Consider the following 20,417-nt stretch of genomic DNA (forward strand, 5'->3'; position numbering starts at 1 on the left):
TGTGGAAATAAATTAAATTTCTTCTTTAATTCGACCAATCAAATGATGCGGATAACCCATTGAAGCCATCATTTGAGTCAAAATAATACGTTTACGCCCGGTGTTTGCATTGGTGATCACCCAAAAAGGTGTATTTGGAATTGTTCTAGGTTTACTTGCTTTAAATTGTGCTAACTCTTCTTCATTATCTGAATTAAGTAGCTCCTCTAAATGTGTGCCAAGATAAGCACGAGTACGCCCTTTGGTCTTTTCTGCGGCATCAATAAACTCTGCTTTTTTCTCAAAATACATCGTCGTCAACATCATCATAAATTTATTAGTAATGATGGGTTCTGAAGTAAAAGCTTTATCATTAAATAACTGACTAACACTTTGGTGTTTATAATCATCGCTGACATTATTTGAATCGATATCTTCAACGACTTTTTTGCTAGGCTGTGAAGTAGATAAAACAGGTTTTATCGGATCGTCTATATTATTTTCATTATTGTCTTCGTGCTGCTTAGTAATAGTCTGAGCCGTATTATTAACGTTGCTTTCTTCAGACAACGCTAACAGACGACGAAGAATTTGTGAGGGAGTTTCGCCGAAGGCTTCAATATTATTTAAAATATATTTATACAGATCATCTTCTATTTCGATCGTTTTCATTATTTCCCCATTACATGACTTGTTTATTCTTCGCAGTGTTTAATACGCTAAGTTTAAATGATAATGACTAGCACTATGTAAATACTTTCAGCTTTAATGCATAATTTGCTATTATTTCTAACTTTATTTATTTTCACTTAAAATGAGCGTTTATGCTACTAAATTACCAATTAAAACAGTCTTCCAAACATGAAACAGCTAAAAAAAGTGAGATTATTTTTATAATTCATGGCTTATTTGGTAGTTTATCCAACCTTTCAAGTTTAGGAAAAGAATTACAAAATGATTACGATGTTATTTTAGTCGATGTTCGTAATCATGGTCAAAGTGCACGAAGTACAACAATGACTTACCAAGAAATGGCCGGTGATATATTTGAACTAGCGGACTCATTAAGTATTGAAACATTTTCAATACTAGGTCACTCGATGGGTGGAAAGATAGCCATGGAGTGTGCTTTATCACAGCCACATAGAATTAATCGCCTCGTGGTTGCCGATATAGCACCAACGTCACATGTTGATAGACACAGTGATGTATTTTCTGGTTTACAGGCAGTGCGCGCATCTGATGTAAAAAATCGAACTGAAGCAGATAAAGTATTAGCAGGTTATGTAGATACGCCTGAAATAAGACAGTTTTTGTTAAAGTCATACCAGCGTGGAGATAATGGTTTCCAATTTATTTATGATGTAGATAATTTATATCAAAATTATTCAGTGATTCGCGATTGGCCAGAACAAAACAGCTATTATGATAAACCAACGCTCTTTATTAAAGGTGAGTTATCTGATTATATTGATGAAGCCAGCCAACCAGCAATCATCGCCCTATTCCCTAAAGCAAAACTCAAAGTGATTAATGCGACGGGACATTGGCTACATGCAGAAAAGCCAAAAACCTTTAACCGTTTAGTGAATAACTTTTTTGCTCAATAAATCGACATAACATAAACATATTTGTCTATTTTCGATGGCATCTATAGCAGATACCCGTTATCATTCGGGATGCAAAATTCAAGCAAGCCATGAAGTAAATTTTTTCTAGGCGAATTAAAAACCTAGGAAGTTTAATCAAGGCTTTCTAATCACGGTTAAATGCAAGCAGCTAACCGTGATTAAAAGAGGATTAATTAAATTAATCGCTCAAAATACAACTAAAATGTTTGCCTCAACACTTGCGCTGCGAGTCGTTAGTTTAAAAATCAACTGAGTACTACAATATAAATAACGGCTAAATTAAGTTATTAATTATATTTTATTTGATGATAAGACTAATTAATTGTTGTAAGTATATTGAATGGCGACAGCTATATATTCATTTTTTAAAAGAAGTTAAAATATGCTGCAAGAATATACTGAACAAATTGAAAAGATCGGGCTCTATGGTTTCTATCTTTTACTTTTTTTATTTATCGGTTTGGCAATTCAAGACGTTTTAAAAAAAGGTAATGTGCCGAAATTTGGGCGTAATGTGGTATGGGCAGTTTTATTTTTTGGTTGTATTGGTTTTATTTCAAAAGCAATAATTGAAATTGTATGGGTTAATTCAGGCATTGGTTAAATAATTAGCTCAGTGATTGTATTGTTAAGTAAGCGTTGTTAAGTAAGAATTGTTAGGTAACAAAATGGCAAAGGAATCATTTGATCGAATTACAAGCGATCTATTTGCAAACGAGGTACGCCGAGGCAGACCTAAGAGTAACCCTCATTCTCGTCAAGTTCAGCTAAAAATAAATAAGCAGAAACAGACGTTACGAGACAAACAAAACGGTTTAAAACGAATCGAATTAAAAGTAGATAGTGATTTATTTGAAAAATTAAATGCACTGTCTGATACACAATCAATAAGTCGTGCAGAATTAATCACTCAACTTCTACACGCACAGTTAAATCAAATAAATTAAGGTATAAAGTATGTCTAGCGTAGGTATTTTCTTTGGTAGCGATACAGGTAACACTGAAGCAGTTGCAAAAATGATACAAAAAGAATTAGGTAAGAAATTAGTAGAAGTAAAGGATATCGCTAAAAGTAGCAAAGAAGATATCGCTGAATTCAGCCTTATTTTATTTGGTATTCCAACTTGGTACTACGGTGAAGCACAATGTGATTGGGATGATTTCTTTCCTGATCTAGAAGATATCGACTTCACTGATAAATTAGTCGCTATCTTCGGTTGTGGCGACCAAGAAGACTATGCAGAGTACTTTTTAGATGCAATGGGTCAATTAGGCGATATAGTTGAAAGTAAAGGTGCTATTATTGTTGGTAACTGGTCATCTGAAGGTTACGATTTTGAAGCATCAAAAGCGTCGATTGATGACAATACCTTTATTGGTTTAGGCATTGATGAAGACCGTCAACCTGAGTTAACTGCATCACGAGTAAAAGCCTGGTCAGAGCAAATTTATAATGAAATGTGTTTAGCTGAATTAGCTGACTAAATTTAACAACATCAGTTAGGAAACGACATGAGTAATGAAAATTTAGCCCTAAAAGAAGCGGGTTTAAAAGTAACATCACCACGTTTGAAAATTTTAAGTTTGTTACAGTTACCAGAAAATCAGCATTTAAGTGCTGAAGATCTCTACAAAAAACTACTTGAACAAGGTGATGAAGTCGGTGTAGCAACTGTGTACCGCGTATTAAATCAATTTGATGATGCTGGTATAGTAACCCGTCATCACTTTGAAGGCGGAAAATCTGTCTTTGAATTAACCCATAAAGAACATCATGACCATTTAGTTTGTTTGAAATGTGGTGAAGTAATTGAGTTCAATGATCCAATCATTGAAGAACAACAAGATTTGATTGCTAAGAAATACGGCATAAAATTGACTAACCACAGTTTATATCTTTACGGCGAACCTGTTGATGGCGAATGTAATCATAAATAATTGTAAAAGCCTTAGCTTATAGCTAATACTTTAAACAATAAAAAGCCTGTTTTTTAACAGGCTTTTTTGTTTCTTCCACTATTGAAGTATGTTCACCTATCCGATGCCTTCATTCTTCTTTGTGATAGCCAGTACATTACGTATGAACAATAACTGAATAGACTTAAGCAAATTATTCTCTATTGTTAACAATCTATCTTCAGTAATATGATGAATAATACAGAGTCCCCCAGAAGCTGATAAAAGCGTTATAAAGGGTCTACTATCACACTGACTTTATCTCCATCATCTTGAATTAAGCCAACCTCTTTATAATAGCGTAATGCACCTGGGTGCAACGGTGCCGATAAATATTGGGCTACCATCGCTTGTTTAGTTAAGTATTTAAAAGAAGGATGTAATTGAATGAAAACATCGTGATTTTCAAACACTGCTTTAACTATTTCATAGGCAATATGCTCAGGTAAATCAGATGTGGTAACAATTGTCGCGCCAACACCAAATGTTTCTGTTTTATTGGGGCTTCCACGATACATACCAGCAGGTATATCCGCCGTCTCATAATAACGATGGGTTTCTATTAATTCAGATATTTCAGGGCCAGCTACATTCACTAACGTAGTTTGGCAAGCGCTACTCGCCTCTTTAATAGAGCTATTTGGATGCCCTACTACATAAACAATTACATCTATTTTTTTATCGCATAAAGCTTGTGCTTGTTCACTAGGCGTCAGGTAAGTAATTTCAGAGAAGTCAGCCTCATTCCAACCATATAATTCAAGAAGCATCTCCATGGTTGCTCGTTGACCAGAGTTTGGAGCACCGATATTTACTCGTTTACCTTTAATATCTTCAAAGCTTTCAATCTTTGCATCTTTTCTAGCAAGGACAGTAAATGACTCAGAATGTACTGAAAATAACGAGCGAAGCTTTTTAAACTCACCTTGCTCTTTAAATAAAGAAGTCCCTTGATAAAAGTGATATTGCCAATCTGATTGCGCAACAACAACATCAATGGCTTTGTCTTTTAATGCTCTTAAATTATAAATAGATCCTGGTGTGCTTTTTATTTCACAACGAATATTGTCAACGTTTTTAATTTTATTAACCAAGAAACAAATAGCGCCGCCTGTTGGGTAATACACACCACTAATACCCCCAGTGCCGATTGACATATATTCAACTTTAGCAGACGCCGTTGTTTGAAAAAATATCAGTAGAAAGCTAATTAAAGTAATGCGTGAAACCAAAAATAATCGCCTCAGCATCATCAATAAAGTAAGATTAAAATGATTGTTATAGGCTAACTTCTTAGCCTTTTGTTTCATTATCATCATATTATCTTTTTAATTAACACTTTCGAATTTCGTTTCAAATTATACATCTCTTTTTTAGCGGTAGGTAATTGGTTAATTTCAGCAAATGAAAAACCGCGCTCTCTAAACCAATGGATACTTTGTGTGGTTAATACGAAAATAGATTCAAGACCGAGTTGTCTTGCTTTACGTTCAACATGTTCAACAAGATTATCAGCTCGTGCAGCACGTCTATATTTAGGGTGGCTCACTAAACACGCTAATTCACCCATTTTTTCGTTCATAAATGGGTATAACGCAGCGCAACCAATCACCATGCCATCACGCTCAACAATCATAAAAGATTCAATTTCATTCTCTAATAATTCACGAGAACGCTTAACCAAAATACCTTGTTTTTCTAATGGTTCAATAAGCTGTAATAAACCGCCGATATCATCGATAGTCGCAGTACGAATTTGCTCGTAGCTTTCTTTAATAATTTGCGAACCAGTACCATCTCGAGTAAATAACTCTTTTAATAACGCACCGTCTTGATGATAACTAATAAGATGGCAACGTGTTACATCAGCTTGGCATGCAGCGACCGCGGCACGTAAAAAACGTAATGTACCAGAAGCTTGCCCTGATTCTTTTTCTATCGCATCAATATGTACTTGTGCTTGATCTGGTAATAGCTCTGAAATAACATGGCCATCTTCATCTAATACACCTTGATTAGAACAGAAACCAATTAACTTATCGGCTTTAATATCAATAGCGACTTGCGTTGCGACTTCTTCAGCTAGTAGGTTAAATACTTCACCAGTAACAGAATAACCAATAGGGGAAATAATAGGAATTGCACCAGAAGATAGTTGCGACTTGATGCCTTCAACATCAATACGGCGGACCTTACCAGCATGGCAAAAGTCGATCCCATCTTTAACACCAATAGGTTGTGCAGTGACGACATTACTAATCACCGTTCGAATAGCGGCACCTTGCATTGGTGAATTAACTAAACCCATAGAAAGACTGGCTTGTAGTTCTATTTGTACTGCACCTACCGCTTGCTTGATCAGTGAAAGGCTACGATTATCTGTGATACGTAAGTCATTATGAAATTGACTACTATGACCATTCATATCAAGTTGCTTTTGGATCTGAGGACGAACGCCATGTACTAACACTAACTTAACTCCTAAGCTATTCAGCAAAGCAATATCGTTAATGATGTGTTGAAAATTATCTGTTTCTAACGCTTCACCACCAATCATTAATACAAAAGTTTTATGACGATGTGCGTTGATATAAGGAGCTGAATTACGAAACCAATTAATCAGTTGTGTTGAATTTGTTACTGCTTCCATGTGCCTACCTATTAATCACAACAATCTAAAATATGTTTGAGTTTTAGAGTTTATCAATTCGAAGTTTATGTTTGCAAAACAATTGTTTAAAGAATGTTAAATAAACTCGAAATTTTAGTTATTTTATTTCAATTACCATATTACGCTTCTCTATCATTACTGAAAACAGGTAATGAAAGATGATAGTAAATCGCACATAACCTTAATGATAACGTTCCTAACATAGCCACTACCATTGAGAAAATAGGACCTAATTCAATATAATCACAAATAACATATAGAGCGCCACCTAAAATAGATGCGGTAGCATAAATTTCTTTTTGTAATACGAATGGAATTTGTCCACTCAATATATCCCTTATCATGCCACCGACCACACCTGTAATACACCCCATTACAATAGCGACAGGGCCACTAAAACCGAAAATCAAGGCTTTTTGAGCGCCAATAATGGTAAAAATAGCTAAACCAAAGGCATCGAAAATAGGTAATAAGTAAGCAGGGAATCGATGAATGCGATGTAACCACAAGACACTTAAAAGTGCAGTAGCAAGAATAACGTAGATATAAGTATTATCTTCAATCCAAAAAACAGGTGTTGCGCCCATCATCATGTCACGCAATGTGCCACCGCCAACAGCAGTAACACCCGCTAACACGCTAATGCCAAAAGGATCCATTCGTAGGCGTGTTGCCACTAAGACGCCAGAAATAGCACAAGTGATCATACCAATCAGATCAGATATATAGATGAAATTATCTAGCATGTTATTACTATCCCTTATTCCCTTGAAACACTTAGCCATTTTAGGCGCATGTTAAACCATGACTTAAGATCGGTGCAAGCCTATATATCGCGATATGATAAAGAAAATAAATAATAGCAACGACTGAAAATAATCGCTCTATTTCACTCACTAAAATAACCGAATTATAAGTTATATCCGGTGTAAATAACTTCAGTACTGGATAAGAAAAACGATGCAACATCGCTATTTCCGGGATTTCTACATTAAATTATCTATCAATAACCCATTATTTCTTTAATAATTTGTCTTGAACGACAAAAAACTAACAGCACTGACTAGTCAAAAAATACAACCTTATGATGTTAAATATAATTTCGATTTCATTAACCAGAATTAAATCTGCCAGGTTAAATAGAATCATTATTTACATTAATTTGTTCTCTAAATTAAATATTTAAAGCGCTTATTTAATGTAATCAATATGATAGAGTAACGGTAGCTTGAGTTTATACAAAAAGTAACATTTTGAGGGGAGGTTAATTACACATGCTCACTTATGTAAGTAAGCATGTTTATTTCAATAATTAAAATTAGTATTGTTAATTAGATAGAGAATGAAGAGCCACAACCGCACGTTGCTGTTGCATTTGGGTTGTTAACTAAAAAACGAGAACCTTCAAGGTTATCAATAAAATCAACGGTACCGCCAACAAGATATTGTAAGCTCATTGGGTCAACAGATAATGTCACACCACTATTTTCAATTAATGTATCATCATCATTTGTTTTTTCGTCAAACGTAAAACCGTATGAAAAGCCTGAACAACCACCACCAGTTACATAAACTCGTAGCTTAAGAGAAGGGTTATTTTCTTCTGCGATCAATGCTTTAACTCGATTTGCTGCGCTATCACTGAAATAAATCGGTAATGCAATTTCCACTTCGCTTGTCATTTTGTTTCTAATCCTATTAATTTGCCCATAATCATTATCTAATACCCGACCAATTTGTTCAAGTATTAGCGGGATCTATTATTCAGCTTGAATGGCTAACTCTTCAAGATCAGCACCGCCATTTTTGATAAAGCCTTCCCAGTCGTATATTTTTTCAATACGCTGAGCTCGGCTCCAATTGGTGCGATTAGCTTCAGCAACAACAAATACTTGCCCGACTTGACTGTCTTTAGGCAAAGTGAAGCTGCCTTTTAACGTTTGAAAATACTGAAACTTGAAGGTAGATTCTACGTTTGGATCTAGCTCTCTTAATTTAATGTCTTTTGTATTTACTTCTGTATCGTCAGTACCCGCAAATGTAATTTCGACTTTCCCACTTAACTCACGACGACCTTGTTGAGCTTGCATTAACACTAACTCATATAACCAAGTCCCCTCCTCTTCACCTTTACTAACGGAAAATGAGTAAACATTTAAGCCTATAACCGATAACTCAGGAGCAACCACTTGCTCATAAAAATATAATTTATCATTACTCGCATCTAAAGCTTTATTCAGCGCTTTATTTTCATGTTTTAACACTTCATGAATTTCTTGTTCAGCATTGAATTCAGCCTGAATAAAGTTTAAACGCTCAGTCAGTTGCGTATTTTCAGTGGTTAAGCTTGTTGTATCCAGCTCTAATAATTGCACTTTATGCAGTAAAATATCTTGCTTAAACTTGCCAACCATAAAACCAAAGTAGATACAGATTAGACTGATCACCACCCATTTAAAAAAGCTTATTTTAAAACCTTTCATTCAGTTCCTTACTTATTTCTTATACTTAGTATATTTTCCAAGAATACGGAACATTGCTTTGTCTGTTGTTTCTTGACGTTTAGCACGCATAGATAGTTTTAATGTTCTTTCTAATAATTGAGTATAGATAGGACGTCCCCCTAAGGTTTGAGCCACCATAGTCGCACCTAAACACGTTACGATTAACGGTAAAATCATTTCATAGTTACTGGTCATTTCAATCACTAATAGAATCCCCGTAATAGGCGCTCGGACTGTTGCCGCGAATAACCCGCCCATACCTGCAATCGCGAAAGCACCAGGCTCAGTAATAATATCGGGGAATAATGCTTGCGCGATAACACCAAATAACATGCCAAATAAAGTACCTATTGCCAATGTTGGAGCAAATACGCCACCCGGCGCACCTGAGCCAAAGCTTAATAAGGTAGTAAAAGTACGTAGAATAAATAACAGTAATAAACCACCCGCTAAATAGTGCCCACCTTCCACATGTGGAATTAGCTCAATACCACTAAAAGCAATATCAGGCTCAACAATACTCAACGCACCAAACAATCCACCTAGCACCACGCCAATGCTAACAAAACGCCAACGTTGACCTTGATGAATAGATAAATACATATCTTGCGTCATTAAAATCAATTTATTAAAGAAGATTCCTATTACACCAAAACAAAAACCTAAAATAAGATAAAAACCAAGCGTATGTAAGTCAGGGTGAGAATATTGAGTTACCGTGACTACCGCATCTTGATCGGTAAAGAGACGCATCACGATCGTTGCCATTACTGCGCTCATAAAGACACTTTTGGTAGAGGTTAAACTGTAATTAAACTGTGAACGCATTTCCTCAATCACAAACATGATTCCTGCAAGGGGTGCATTAAAAGCAGCCGCTAAACCACCAGCAGCACCAGCAGCAAGTAACGCTTGTGCATCAACTTTATCGACCTTAAAAACATCAGAAATCATACGGCCAATATTAGCACCAAGTTGAACAGAGGGGCCTTCACGGCCTAACGCCATACCACTGCCTAATGCTAATAAACCACCAAAAAATTTAACAGGGATAACACGTTTCCAACGCACTGGCCTCATCCCCTCCATTGCACCTTCTATCTCTGGAATACCACTACCGCCCGCTTCGGGAGCAAAACGGTGTGTTATATAAAAAGCAGTCCCTGCCATGAGTGCTGAAATAGGTATCGCAATTAACCATAGTGGAACCTTTCCTCCACCATAGGTATGGATTAAATCTAAACGCATTTCAGAAACTAAAATAATACCGTGATCGAATAAAGCTGAAACGGTCCCAGCTAAAAGCCCTATAAAAATAGATAACCATATTAATAAGGCACTATTTTTTCGAGTAAAAAAACGTTCGATAAACTGTTTTATTCCATTAACAACAACGGTTGGTAAAGCTATTTTCATAAATGCGCGGTGACCTGAAAACAAAAAAATAAAAGAAAAACCAATAATATAATAAAAATAGTCATATAAAAGGCTTAATCCCTCCATGTTAACAAAAAAATCACGATAAACTTCAGTTAAAGATCATTCAATTACCGACTTTCTCAGTTGCATCTTGATTTATCATGGGTATATTGCAGTTTCACTCAATTTAAAAATAATTAATGGGATGCTTATGAGCAAATCAACTGAACTGTTTAACCGTGCACAATCTATTATTCCTGGTGGCGTTAACTCCCCAGTTCGCGCATTTAATGGCGTAGGTGGCGGCCCATTATTTATACAAAAAGCACAAGATGCTTATATCTATGATGTAGATGATAAAAAATATATCGATTACGTAGGTTCATGGGGCCCAATGATTTTAGGCCACAATCATCCTGCTATTAAAAAAGCAGTCATTGAAGCCGCTGAAAATGGATTGAGTTTCGGTGCTCCCACTGAAATTGAAATCATCATGGCAGAAAAAGTACAGCAATTAGTCCCGTCGATGGAACAAGTGCGCATGGTGAGTTCAGGTACCGAAGCGACGATGAGTGCTATTCGATTAGCGCGTGGTTACACTAACCGCGATAAAATCCTTAAATTTGAAGGTTGTTACCACGGTCATGCAGACTCTTTATTAGTGAAAGCTGGTTCTGGTGCATTAACATTGGGTCAACCTAGTTCTCCAGGTATTCCTGCCGATTTCGCTAAACATACATTAACAGCTGACTTTAATGACTTAGCATCAGTTAAAGCATTATTTGAAGCCTACCCTGAAGATATCTCTTGTATTATTGTTGAGCCCGTTGCCGGCAATATGAACTGTATTCCACCAGCTGAAGGTTTCTTACAAGGCCTACGTGAGATTTGTGATGAATTTGGTGCATTATTGATTCTTGATGAAGTGATGACAGGTTTTCGAGTTGCACTAGGTGGCGCGCAAGCACATTACAATATCAAACCAGACTTAACGACATTAGGTAAAGTAATTGGCGGCGGGATGCCTGTTGGTGCTTTTGGTGGCAGCCATAAAGTAATGCAGTACATTGCACCGACAGGACCTGTGTATCAAGCTGGTACATTGTCAGGTAACCCTATCGCCATGCATGCAGGATTAGCAGCATTAACCGCATTAGATACCCCCGAATATGCACAATTAGCCATTAAAACAAAACAGCTAGCAGAAGGCTTGAAGAAAGCAGCTGAAGAAACAGGTGTTCCGCTAGCCGTTAACTATGCTGGCGGTATGTTTGGTTTCTTCTTTACTGATCAGCCAGAAGTAACTAACTTTGCTCAAGTTTGTGCCTGCGATATTGAAAGATTTAAAAAATTCTTTAACTTAATGTTAGAAGAAGGGATTTATCTTGCTCCATCGGCTTATGAAGCTGGATTTTTATCATTAGCACATACAGAGCAAGATATTAACAATACATTAATTGCCGCTAAAAAAGCCTTTTCACAATTATAAAATAGAGAATATAACGGCGCAGCAATAAACATTTAAATAAGATCTAGCTTAAGCAACGAATATCATACTCATTGTTTAACTTAGATCTTTTATTTTCCCCTTTATAAAATACCTCGATAACACTGCCCTCTTTATTCTCCTTTCATTTTTATTACTTCAAGTTCTTTTGCCCAAATTTATTACATTTAATACACACTATTTCATTTCTATTTCAGTCTTCGAATACAAGTGCGGTATACTCTACTCCCATATATCTATAATTTATTACAAGGCTGTAAAATATGAGTGAAGTCATAGACATGAGTTTAGAAGGCATAGAGCAATTATCGCTCGCTAAGTTTACCGAAGATGCCTATCTCAACTATTCCATGTACGTGATCATGGATCGTGCTTTGCCACATATTAGTGATGGCTTGAAGCCCGTTCAACGACGCATTGTTTTCGCAATGTCTGAACTCGGTTTATCAGCGTTAGCAAAATATAAAAAATCAGCGCGTACCGTCGGTGACGTATTAGGTAAATATCATCCTCATGGTGATAGTGCTTGTTATGAAGCGATGGTATTAATGGCTCAACCCTTCTCTTACCGTTATCCACTCATTGATGGTCAAGGTAACTGGGGTGCACCAGATGATCCAAAATCATTTGCTGCGATGCGTTATACCGAATCGCGTTTATCAGCTTTCTCTGAATTATTATTATCAGAAATTGGTCAAGGCACTTGTGATTGGAAACCGAACTTTGACGGCACGTTAAAAGAGCCCGTTTTATTACCTGCGCGTTTACCTCATATTCTATTAAATGGTATTACCGGTATCGCAGTGGGCATGGCAACCGATATCCCGCCACATAATGCACGTGAAGTGGCTAATGCATGTTTACACTTAATTGATCACCCTAAAGCTTCGTTAGAAGATCTAATGGAGTTTGTACAAGGTCCAGATTATCCAACCGAAGCGGAAATCATTACGCCACGTAAAGAGATCGTCAACATCTATCAAACAGGCCGCGGTAGTTTTAAAAGCCGTGCTGTGTATCTTGTTGAAAATGGTGAAATCGTCGTGACTGCATTACCGCATCGAGTATCGGGTGGTAAAATATTAAAAGAAATTGCTAAACAGATGCAGGATAAAAAACTGCCTATGGTGGCCGATTTACGTGATGAATCAGATCATGAAAATCCAACACGTTTAGTGATTATTCCACGTTCAAACCGTATTGACGTTGAAGCATTAATGAATCACTTGTTTGCTTCTACTGACTTAGAAGTTAGCCACAAAGTAAACCTCAACATGTTAGGGCTAAACCAACGTCCAAGTGTGAAAGGTTTAGTGACTATTTTAACGGAATGGTTAATTTACCGTCGAGATACCGTTCGCCGTCGTTTACAACATCGCTTAGACAAAATCTTAGCACGAGTACATATTCTAGAAGGTTTATTAATTGCCTACTTAAATATCGATGAAGTGATTGAAATTATTCGTACCTATGATGATGCAAAAGCGGAGTTAATGTCTCGTTACTCATTATCAGATATACAAGCTCATGCCATTTTAGAAATTAAACTACGTCAACTTGCTAAACTTGAAGAAATTCAAATTCGCGGTGAAATGGCCGAGTTATCTGAAGAGCAACAAAAGCTAGAGCTACTGTTAAGTTCAGATAGACGTTTAAATACGTTAGTTAAAAAAGAGATAAAAGCAGACGCTGAAAAGTATGGTGATGATCGCCGTTCTCCAATGGTAGAAAGACTAGAAGCAAAAGCATTAACTGAAAAAGAACTCATGCCAAGCGAAGCTGTTACTGTTGTTTTATCAACACAAGGTTGGGTTCGAAGCGCTAAAGGTCATGATGTTGATCCACAAGCGCTTAGCTTTAAAGCAGGTGATGAATACCTCACAAGTTGCCAGGGTAAAAGTAACCAAAGCTGTTTATTTATTGATACGTCAGGTCGAGTTTACTCATTAGACGCACATTCATTACCTTCAGCAAGAACACAAGGTGAACCATTAACAGGCCGCTTTAACCAAAATGAAAACGTGCCTTTTGCTTGTGTATTGATGGGTGATGACTCTGATCGCTATATTATCAGTAGTGACCATGGCTATGGCTTTGTCGCTAATTTAAGTGATATCAATAGCCGCAATAAAAATGGTAAAGCCCTGATTAACCTAACAACCAATGCCTTATTGATTGCACCACAAAAATTATCAAAAAATACAGAAGATCTCTGTTTAACCATTAGTAATGAAGGTCGCATGTTGATTTTCCCGGTTGCAAGCTTACCAAGCTTAAGCAAAGGGAAAGGCAATAAGATGATCAACATAATGACAGCTAAAGCGACTAAACGAGAAGAGTTTGTTACTATGCTCAAAATCATCTCACCAGAGAGTGCTGTGACCTTACACGCAGGTAAACGTAAGCTAACACTCAAAGCAAATGATTTAGCGCATTACCAAGGTGAGCGTGGCCGTCGTGGTAATAAATTACCTCGTGGATTACAACGTGTTGATAATATTGAAGTCATCACATCAGAAAATGAACAAGAAGAGATCCTATAAACTATGTTATTTATTATCAGAGCAATTTTAATTATTGTTGCCGTTATTTTAATGAGTGTGTATTCACTGTTTTACTGTATTTTAAGTCCACGTAATCCTAAAAACACATATCACTTTGCAATGTTATTTAGCAAAATGTCGCGATTAGTTGGATTGAAAGTCACTATCAGAGTACCTGAAAGTGCTAAAGATAACGGTTCAGTGGTTTACATTGCTAACCATCAAAATAACTATGACATGGTGACAACAACAGGCGCAGTACAACCAGGCTCTGTGACGATTGGCAAAAAAAGCTTAGTATTGATTCCATTTTTTGGCATCATCTACTGGTTAACTGGCAATATCTTAATTGACCGTGACAACAAAGATAAGTCTAAAAATACAATCACCGATGTCGTTGATCAAATGCGTGCGAAAGATCTAGGTGTATGGATATTCCCAGAAGGTACTCGTAGTCGAGGCCGTGGTTTAATGCCATTTAAAATGGGCGCATTTCATACCGCATTACAAGCCGGTGTAAATGTTGTCCCAACCGTTGTATCTAACACTCATCAACAAGTAAACTTAAACCGTTGGGATAACGGTGAAGTGATTGTGGAGATGTTAGAGCCAATTGATATTACACAATACAAAAAGCGTGAAATTCGTCGTCTCATGAATGATTCATACGACATCATGCTCGCTAAATATAAAGAGCTTAACAAAGAAGTGAATCGCCCAGATTCTAATACTAATTGTTGTGATTAATTAAACGATTGCCATTCATTACATAAACAATAAATGGCAGTGGTAAACCTTGATATAGAAGAGATAAAAAATGTCAGAAGAACTTACACATGAAGAACTATTAGCAGAATTAGCTGAAGAAACAGCCGATATTGTTGAAGCTATTTTAGAAGATGGCAGTAATCCTGATGCGGTTTACATGATTGAGCATCACCTATCTTGTGATAACTTCGATGTATTGGAAAAAGCAGCGATCGCTTGTTTCAAAAAAGGTTATGAAGTTACTGACCCTGAAGAGCTTGAACTAGAAGATGGTTCTATTATCTTAAGTTTTGATGTGGTTGTTGAAATGAACCTAGATGAAGAAGCTATTTACGAAGATGTTGAAAGACTCGTTGCATTAGCACAGTCATTTGGCATTGAATATGATGGTTGGGGTACTTACCCAGAAGAGTAAGTCTTACTCTTCACTAATCGTTAGCTATAAAAAAACCAAGCTCATCGCTTGGTTTTTTTATAGCTATATTTCTTAATAAATTCAGATGCTAATAACGCCCTAATAAAAATAACGTTCTAATCAAATCGTTAATAAATAAATACTCTAAATAAATTATGCGTCAACAGATTCTGACTCATCAGACTCTACATCGTCAGCTTGAAACTTTTCGACTAATGCATTTTTTAAGACCATTGCTTCAATTTCTAAACCACATAACTCTTCATCCCAGTTTACACCAGCAAACACTTGTTGCTTCTGCATACCGTCTAACCATGAATCAAAAAACACATCTAAAGCAATGCTTTCTACTTTATAGTTAGCCCACTCTTCTGCTTTTAATTTTTCAGCTAATTTAGCATCAGACCAAAACAAATAAACAGCAGTCGCATCTTTATTATCATGAGCGTGGCAATTTGCCCAACCCAATGTTTCATCAAATAAACCAAACAATTCACCTTCAGCAGCGGCTTGTTCAACAAATAATTCTGCGTTTTTTAAATATTGCTCTTTCATTTGTTTTCCTACTTCTCTTGTTCAGTCGTATTTACAGTACTTTCTGCTTCAGTAGCGTTATCAGAAGCACTACCTTCAAATTTCTTTTCTAATTCTGCAAACTTTGCTTCCATTGCATTCAATTTTTCACGTGTGCGTAATAGCACATGTGTTTGTACATCAAACTCTTCACGGCTAACCATATCTAGTTTACCTAGTTGTGCCTGTAAAACTTGTTTGATCTTACGGTCAATTTCATTACCAAAGCTTTTTACACCTTCAGGCATTGCATCACTGACTTGCTTTGCTATCTCTTCTAACTTCTGCGGATTAAACATAAAAAGCTCCTTAATTAATAAGCGCATTGTAAACGCCACACTTAATAATTTCTATGGGAATATAATCAAACTTTGTTTTTCATTTCATTTTGGCTTAGTTTGGCTCAAATAACCTTAATGTCATGCTATCAAAATACATATTAATGCATAACGCCATCAACGAATTAAAAAATGGATATAAGTTACCCTTCAACGCAATTTAAAAAGGCTTCAATTAACGGTTCAGTTAAACGGTTTTTATGACAACAAACCCCTAAATTAAATGAAGCTAACTGACCAACAGCCGAGACACTTTGCACACGATCTCTTACAGGGCTGTTTTCAATAACGACATCAGGCGCAACACCAACACCACAGCCTAACGCAACCATGCTGATCAATGCTTCATGCCCAGCTACTTTTGCATAAATGTGTGGCTTGCCAATTTTCAGCGAGCGAAACCATGTATCAAATCGACGTCTTATGGCACCGTGCTCAGGTAAAATAAAAGGGATGGCTTTCCAATCAATAGGTGATTGATTAATTAACTTTGTGACCACACAAGGGGTTGTTGGTGCGATAACCGATAAAGGGATTTCTGCTAATTGGCTAAAGTGCATACGCGTAGGAAAGTTATCAGGATAAGCCGTGATAGCAAAATCAACCTGATGTTGCATTACTTGCTCAATGGCAACGGCACTGTCGCCTGTTGTCAGCTTGATATCCACATTAGGGTGATTACGTCTAAAACGATCTAGTATCGGTGGGAGGTGGCTATAAGCAGCTGTAACAGAACAATATAAATTGATTTCACCTTCTAATTCATTGGTCCCTTGTGAAATCGAATGTTTTAATAATTCCCATTGTTCAATTTGTTGAAGTGCAAACTGTTTAAAAGCGACGCCAGCTTCAGTCAACAAAACGGAACGATTATCTCGAATAAGTAAGCTTGCGCCAAGATCTTCCTCGAGACGTTGAATTAAGCGACTTAATGTAGAAGGACTAACGTGCATGGCTAATGCCGTTTTAGAAAAATGTAAACTTTGGCTTAGATGTACAAACGTGTGTAGGGCTTTAATGTCCATTTAATTAGTTTTTCTTATATTAAATATTGCTAGATATGGCAGATCTGCACTAAGCAGTGCCCTATTACATATAACCGCATTTTGCATAGAGGCATAGTGATAGAGGATGTTTTCAGCTTATACATTCTTGCACTGTACGACAGGCAAGGTTTCATTAGCGCCCCACTCACTCCACGAACCATCGTAAACACTTAATGCATCATAACCGGCTAATTTAGCCGCTAACGCCAGAATACAGGCGGTCACACCCGATCCACAGCTGAACACTAAGCGTTGTTTTTGCGGCATTAATGCTTCAAATATCTGCGCTAATTGATAGGCATTTTTCATGGTTTGATTGTTCAATATTTCACTAATAGGTAAATTAATAGCGGTCGGCATGTGCCCTGACCGTAGCCCACTTCGGGCTTCTGGCACTTTGCCTAAAAAACGTTCTTTAGAGCGAGCATCAACAATAGCAACTTGCTCATTATCAATAGCTTCATATACATCGTCTTTAGTACTAATAAGATCAGCCTGATATTTCGCTTTGAAATCGCCTTGTTTGCGCTGTTCAGTTTCAGGTGAGTCGGTATTGACCGCTAAACCCGCTTCTTTCCATGCAGGTAAACCGCCATCTAGTACAGCAATATTATTAAAGCCCATCGTTTTAAACATCCACCACACTCTAGGGCTAGAGAAGATCCCCAAACTATCGTACACAACAATCACACTGTTATTATTGATACCAAGCAATTGTGCAGATAACTCAAAATGCTGTGGTGTTGGCATCATATGAGGTAAAGAAGCTTGTTGGTCACAAACTTCGCGATCAAAATCAAAAAAACGAGAATTATCAATTCGCTCGTTTAACCACTCCTGATAGCCATTACGCTGAGTCAACGGCATGTGCCAGCTTGCATCCAACAAAATCAAATTAGAATGGTTATGATGTTCAGCTAACCATTGGATAGAAACCAAACTGCCTGGCAACATCAGTGAATCCATAAAAACCCCTTTAATAACAAAAGCTTGATATAAAAAATCAAGTAACTTATAAATAAATGTTAAACAATAATAATGTCAAATAATAACTCAAGATACCTACATGCTCACACTTGTATGATAAAAAAGATATCTATTTTCAAAAACTGCAATACAAGCCCATAGTATATTTCATTTTATGCAACGTAACATTGCTAATATATCATTTTGCGCAATATTACTTATACGTTATAGTGACATCCGAAATTAAATGACGCTAAATTTTAGTCATTTACCCCTATTATTTTTATTTTGGAGCGCAGCTAACATGGCTAACTACTTTAATACTCTTCCTCTACGTGAGAAGTTACATCAACTAGGTCAATGTCGTTTTATGGATCGCAGCGAGTTTGCTGACGGTATTGAAGCATTAAAAGGCAAAAAAGTAGTTATCATCGGTTGTGGTGCTCAAGGTTTAAACCAAGGTTTAAACATGCGTGATTCAGGTCTTGACGTTTCTTACACATTACGTGCTGCAGCAATCGCTGAAAAACGTCAATCTTGGAAGAACGCAACTGAAAACGGTTTCACTGTAGGTACTTACGAAGAACTAATTCCACAAGCTGACTTACTATGTAACTTAACACCTGACAAACAGCACACAGCTGTAGTTGGCGCAGTTATGCCTCTTATGAAAGAAGGCGCAACACTAGCTTACTCTCACGGTTTCAACATCGTTGAAGAAGGTATGCAAGTACGTCAAGACATCACAGTAATCATGTGTGCACCTAAATGTCCTGGTTCTGAAGTACGTGAAGAATACAAACGTGGTTTCGGTGTTCCAACACTAATCGCTGTTCACCCAGCAAATGATCCACAAGGCCACGGTCTTGCTTGGGCTAAAGCATACGCATCAGCTACTGGTGGTGATCGTGCTGGTGTTCTTATGTCTTCTTTTGTTGCTGAAGTTAAATCTGACCTAATGGGTGAGCAAACTATCCTTTGTGGTATGTTACAAACTGGCGCAATCTTAGGTTACGAAAAAATGGTTGCTGACGGTCTTGAGCCAGCATACGCTTCTAAACTGATTCAATACGGTTGGGAAACAGTAACTGAAGGTCTTAAATACGGCGGCATCACTAACATGATGGATCGTCTATCTAACCCAGCTAAAGTTAAAGCATTCGATATGTCTTTAGAACTTAAAGAAATTCTACGTCCGCTATTCAACAAGCACATGGATGACATCATCGAAGGTGAATTCTCTGCAACTATGATGGCTGACTGGGCTAACGATGACGTTAACCTACTTAAATGGCGTGCAGCAACTGCTGAAACTGGTTTCGAAAAGCAACCAGCTGGCGACATGGAAATCGATGAGCAAGAATTCTACGACCACGGCATCTTCCTAGTCGCAATGATCAAAGCGGGTGTTGAACTTGCATTTGAAGCAATGACTGCATCAGGTATCATCGAAGAGTCTGCATACTACGAGTCTCTACATGAAACGCCACTTATCGCTAACACAATCGCTCGTAAGAAACTTTACGAAATGAACGTCGTTATCTCTGATACTGCTGAATACGGTTGTTACTTATTCGACCATGCTGCTAAACCACTACTAGCAGAATTCGTTAAAGCGATGAGCCCTGAGTTCCTAGGCAAGCCATTAACAGTTAAGTCTAACTCTGTTGATAACGCTCGTCTAATCGAAATCAACGAAGAAATTCGTAACCATCCGGTAGAAATCGTAGGTAAGAAACTACGTGGTTACATGAAAGACATGAAAACAATCGTTGAAGCTTCTAACTAATATTTTTTAGATAACTTTAAAGATTTTAAGCCAAGCATTTAGCTTGGCTTTTTTGTGTCTGATAGTCAGGTAAGAAACTACGTCTATATCGACAACACGAAAGACATGAAAACAATCGTTGAAGCTTCTAACTAATTATAGAAACATCTGACTGATAACTAGTTAAAACGATATTACTAAGCCAAGCTTTTAGCTTAATGCCGATCAGTTAAGAAAATTAGTTGAATTTTAGCTCAAGAAGATCAAAATCCTATGACTCAAAAGGTCATGGGATTTTTTTATGGAACTTTCAGAAGCACTCGCTCGCACTTC

The 20,417-nt window shown here is 37.0% G+C and carries 21 protein-coding genes; 10 read left to right on the forward strand and 11 right to left on the reverse strand.

The window, feature by feature from the left end; translation table 11 throughout:
• Nucleotides 1–12: 12 nt before the first annotated feature.
• Nucleotides 13–651 carry a replication initiation regulator SeqA gene (locus Q0794_RS15975; RefSeq protein WP_298943573.1) on the reverse strand — a complete coding sequence of 213 codons (639 nt, stop codon included), beginning with the start codon at nt 649–651 and terminating at the stop codon, nt 13–15.
• A gap of 152 nt (nt 652–803) precedes the next feature.
• Here Q0794_RS15975 and Q0794_RS15980 point away from each other — a divergent pair, with 152 nt between their 5' ends.
• From Q0794_RS15980 to fur, 5 genes are all read left to right on the forward strand, one after another.
• Nucleotides 804–1,589, forward strand: coding sequence for an alpha/beta fold hydrolase (locus tag Q0794_RS15980; protein ID WP_298943574.1), 786 nt, complete (start codon nt 804–806; stop codon nt 1,587–1,589).
• Between the two features lie 403 nt (nt 1,590–1,992).
• Entirely contained in the window at nt 1,993–2,214 is a 222-nt protein-coding gene (locus Q0794_RS15985) for a DUF2788 domain-containing protein (RefSeq protein ID WP_160060782.1), read from the forward strand.
• Between the two features lie 64 nt (nt 2,215–2,278).
• Nucleotides 2,279–2,557 (forward strand): LexA regulated protein, encoded by a 279-nt coding sequence (gene ybfE, locus Q0794_RS15990; protein ID WP_298943577.1) that lies wholly within the window; start codon nt 2,279–2,281, stop codon nt 2,555–2,557.
• Between the two features lie 10 nt (nt 2,558–2,567).
• The gene (gene fldA, locus Q0794_RS15995; RefSeq protein ID WP_298943579.1) at nt 2,568–3,095 is read left to right on the forward strand and encodes a flavodoxin FldA; all 528 of its coding nucleotides are present in this window, start codon (nt 2,568–2,570) and stop codon (nt 3,093–3,095) included.
• 27 nt (nt 3,096–3,122) lie between these two features.
• Nucleotides 3,123–3,548, forward strand: a complete 426-nt coding sequence (fur, locus tag Q0794_RS16000; protein WP_298943581.1) for a ferric iron uptake transcriptional regulator — start codon at nt 3,123–3,125, stop codon at nt 3,546–3,548.
• Nucleotides 3,549–3,796: 248 nt separating this feature from the next.
• Here the strand turns inward: fur and Q0794_RS16005 are convergent, their stop codons facing one another.
• From Q0794_RS16005 to clcA, 6 genes are all read right to left on the reverse strand, one after another.
• Entirely contained in the window at nt 3,797–4,885 is a 1,089-nt protein-coding gene (locus Q0794_RS16005) for a TAXI family TRAP transporter solute-binding subunit (protein WP_366522565.1), read from the reverse strand.
• Nucleotides 4,882–6,216 carry an amino-acid N-acetyltransferase gene (gene argA, locus Q0794_RS16010; RefSeq protein WP_298943583.1) on the reverse strand — a complete coding sequence of 445 codons (1,335 nt, stop codon included), beginning with the start codon at nt 6,214–6,216 and terminating at the stop codon, nt 4,882–4,884. The genes Q0794_RS16005 and argA overlap by 4 nt, the downstream gene beginning before the upstream one ends.
• Before the next feature lie 140 nt (nt 6,217–6,356).
• A complete protein-coding gene (locus Q0794_RS16015; RefSeq protein WP_025563305.1) occupies nt 6,357–6,983 on the reverse strand; it encodes a trimeric intracellular cation channel family protein in 627 nt (208 codons plus the stop codon).
• A 585-nt stretch (nt 6,984–7,568) separates the two neighbouring features.
• A complete protein-coding gene (gene erpA, locus Q0794_RS16020) occupies nt 7,569–7,919 on the reverse strand; it encodes an iron-sulfur cluster insertion protein ErpA (RefSeq protein WP_160060775.1) in 351 nt (116 codons plus the stop codon).
• Between the two features lie 78 nt (nt 7,920–7,997).
• Nucleotides 7,998–8,720, reverse strand: coding sequence for a DUF6776 family protein (locus tag Q0794_RS16025; protein ID WP_298943584.1), 723 nt, complete (start codon nt 8,718–8,720; stop codon nt 7,998–8,000).
• A gap of 12 nt (nt 8,721–8,732) precedes the next feature.
• Nucleotides 8,733–10,157 carry a H(+)/Cl(-) exchange transporter ClcA gene (gene clcA / locus Q0794_RS16030; RefSeq protein WP_298943585.1) on the reverse strand — a complete coding sequence of 475 codons (1,425 nt, stop codon included), beginning with the start codon at nt 10,155–10,157 and terminating at the stop codon, nt 8,733–8,735.
• Between the two features lie 214 nt (nt 10,158–10,371).
• On the opposite strand from clcA, the gene hemL reads away from it, so the two are divergent.
• The 4 genes from hemL to rraB all read left to right on the forward strand — a co-directional run bounded on the left by hemL (nt 10,372) and on the right by rraB (nt 15,393).
• Entirely contained in the window at nt 10,372–11,649 is a 1,278-nt protein-coding gene (hemL, locus tag Q0794_RS16035; RefSeq protein ID WP_298943586.1) for a glutamate-1-semialdehyde 2,1-aminomutase, read from the forward strand.
• A gap of 281 nt (nt 11,650–11,930) precedes the next feature.
• A complete protein-coding gene (gene parC, locus Q0794_RS16040; RefSeq protein WP_298943587.1) occupies nt 11,931–14,210 on the forward strand; it encodes a DNA topoisomerase IV subunit A in 2,280 nt (759 codons plus the stop codon).
• Nucleotides 14,211–14,213: 3 nt separating this feature from the next.
• On the forward strand, nt 14,214–14,957 hold the full coding sequence (locus Q0794_RS16045) for a 1-acylglycerol-3-phosphate O-acyltransferase (protein WP_298943588.1): 744 nt from the start codon (nt 14,214–14,216) through the stop codon (nt 14,955–14,957).
• A gap of 70 nt (nt 14,958–15,027) precedes the next feature.
• Nucleotides 15,028–15,393 carry a ribonuclease E inhibitor RraB gene (rraB, locus tag Q0794_RS16050; RefSeq protein WP_025563312.1) on the forward strand — a complete coding sequence of 122 codons (366 nt, stop codon included), beginning with the start codon at nt 15,028–15,030 and terminating at the stop codon, nt 15,391–15,393.
• 153 nt (nt 15,394–15,546) lie between these two features.
• On the opposite strand, the gene Q0794_RS16055 is transcribed toward rraB, so the two are convergent.
• From Q0794_RS16055 to Q0794_RS16070, 4 genes are all read right to left on the reverse strand, one after another.
• A complete protein-coding gene (locus Q0794_RS16055; RefSeq protein ID WP_298943589.1) occupies nt 15,547–15,948 on the reverse strand; it encodes a DUF2750 domain-containing protein in 402 nt (133 codons plus the stop codon).
• Nucleotides 15,949–15,956: 8 nt separating this feature from the next.
• Complete coding sequence (locus tag Q0794_RS16060) at nt 15,957–16,265, reverse strand: accessory factor UbiK family protein (protein ID WP_298943590.1); 309 nt, start codon at nt 16,263–16,265, stop codon at nt 15,957–15,959.
• 182 nt (nt 16,266–16,447) lie between these two features.
• A complete protein-coding gene (gene ilvY / locus Q0794_RS16065; protein WP_298943591.1) occupies nt 16,448–17,329 on the reverse strand; it encodes an HTH-type transcriptional activator IlvY in 882 nt (293 codons plus the stop codon).
• A 117-nt stretch (nt 17,330–17,446) separates the two neighbouring features.
• Nucleotides 17,447–18,316, reverse strand: a complete 870-nt coding sequence (locus Q0794_RS16070; RefSeq protein ID WP_298943592.1) for a sulfurtransferase — start codon at nt 18,314–18,316, stop codon at nt 17,447–17,449.
• 304 nt (nt 18,317–18,620) lie between these two features.
• Here Q0794_RS16070 and ilvC point away from each other — a divergent pair, with 304 nt between their 5' ends.
• A complete protein-coding gene (ilvC, locus tag Q0794_RS16075) occupies nt 18,621–20,105 on the forward strand; it encodes a ketol-acid reductoisomerase (RefSeq protein WP_298943593.1) in 1,485 nt (494 codons plus the stop codon).
• Nucleotides 20,106–20,417: the final 312 nt, after the last annotated feature.

It is taken from the genome of uncultured Psychromonas sp. (assembly GCF_947489755.1).
In the GTDB taxonomy this organism is placed as follows: Bacteria; Pseudomonadota; Gammaproteobacteria; order Enterobacterales; family Psychromonadaceae; genus Psychromonas.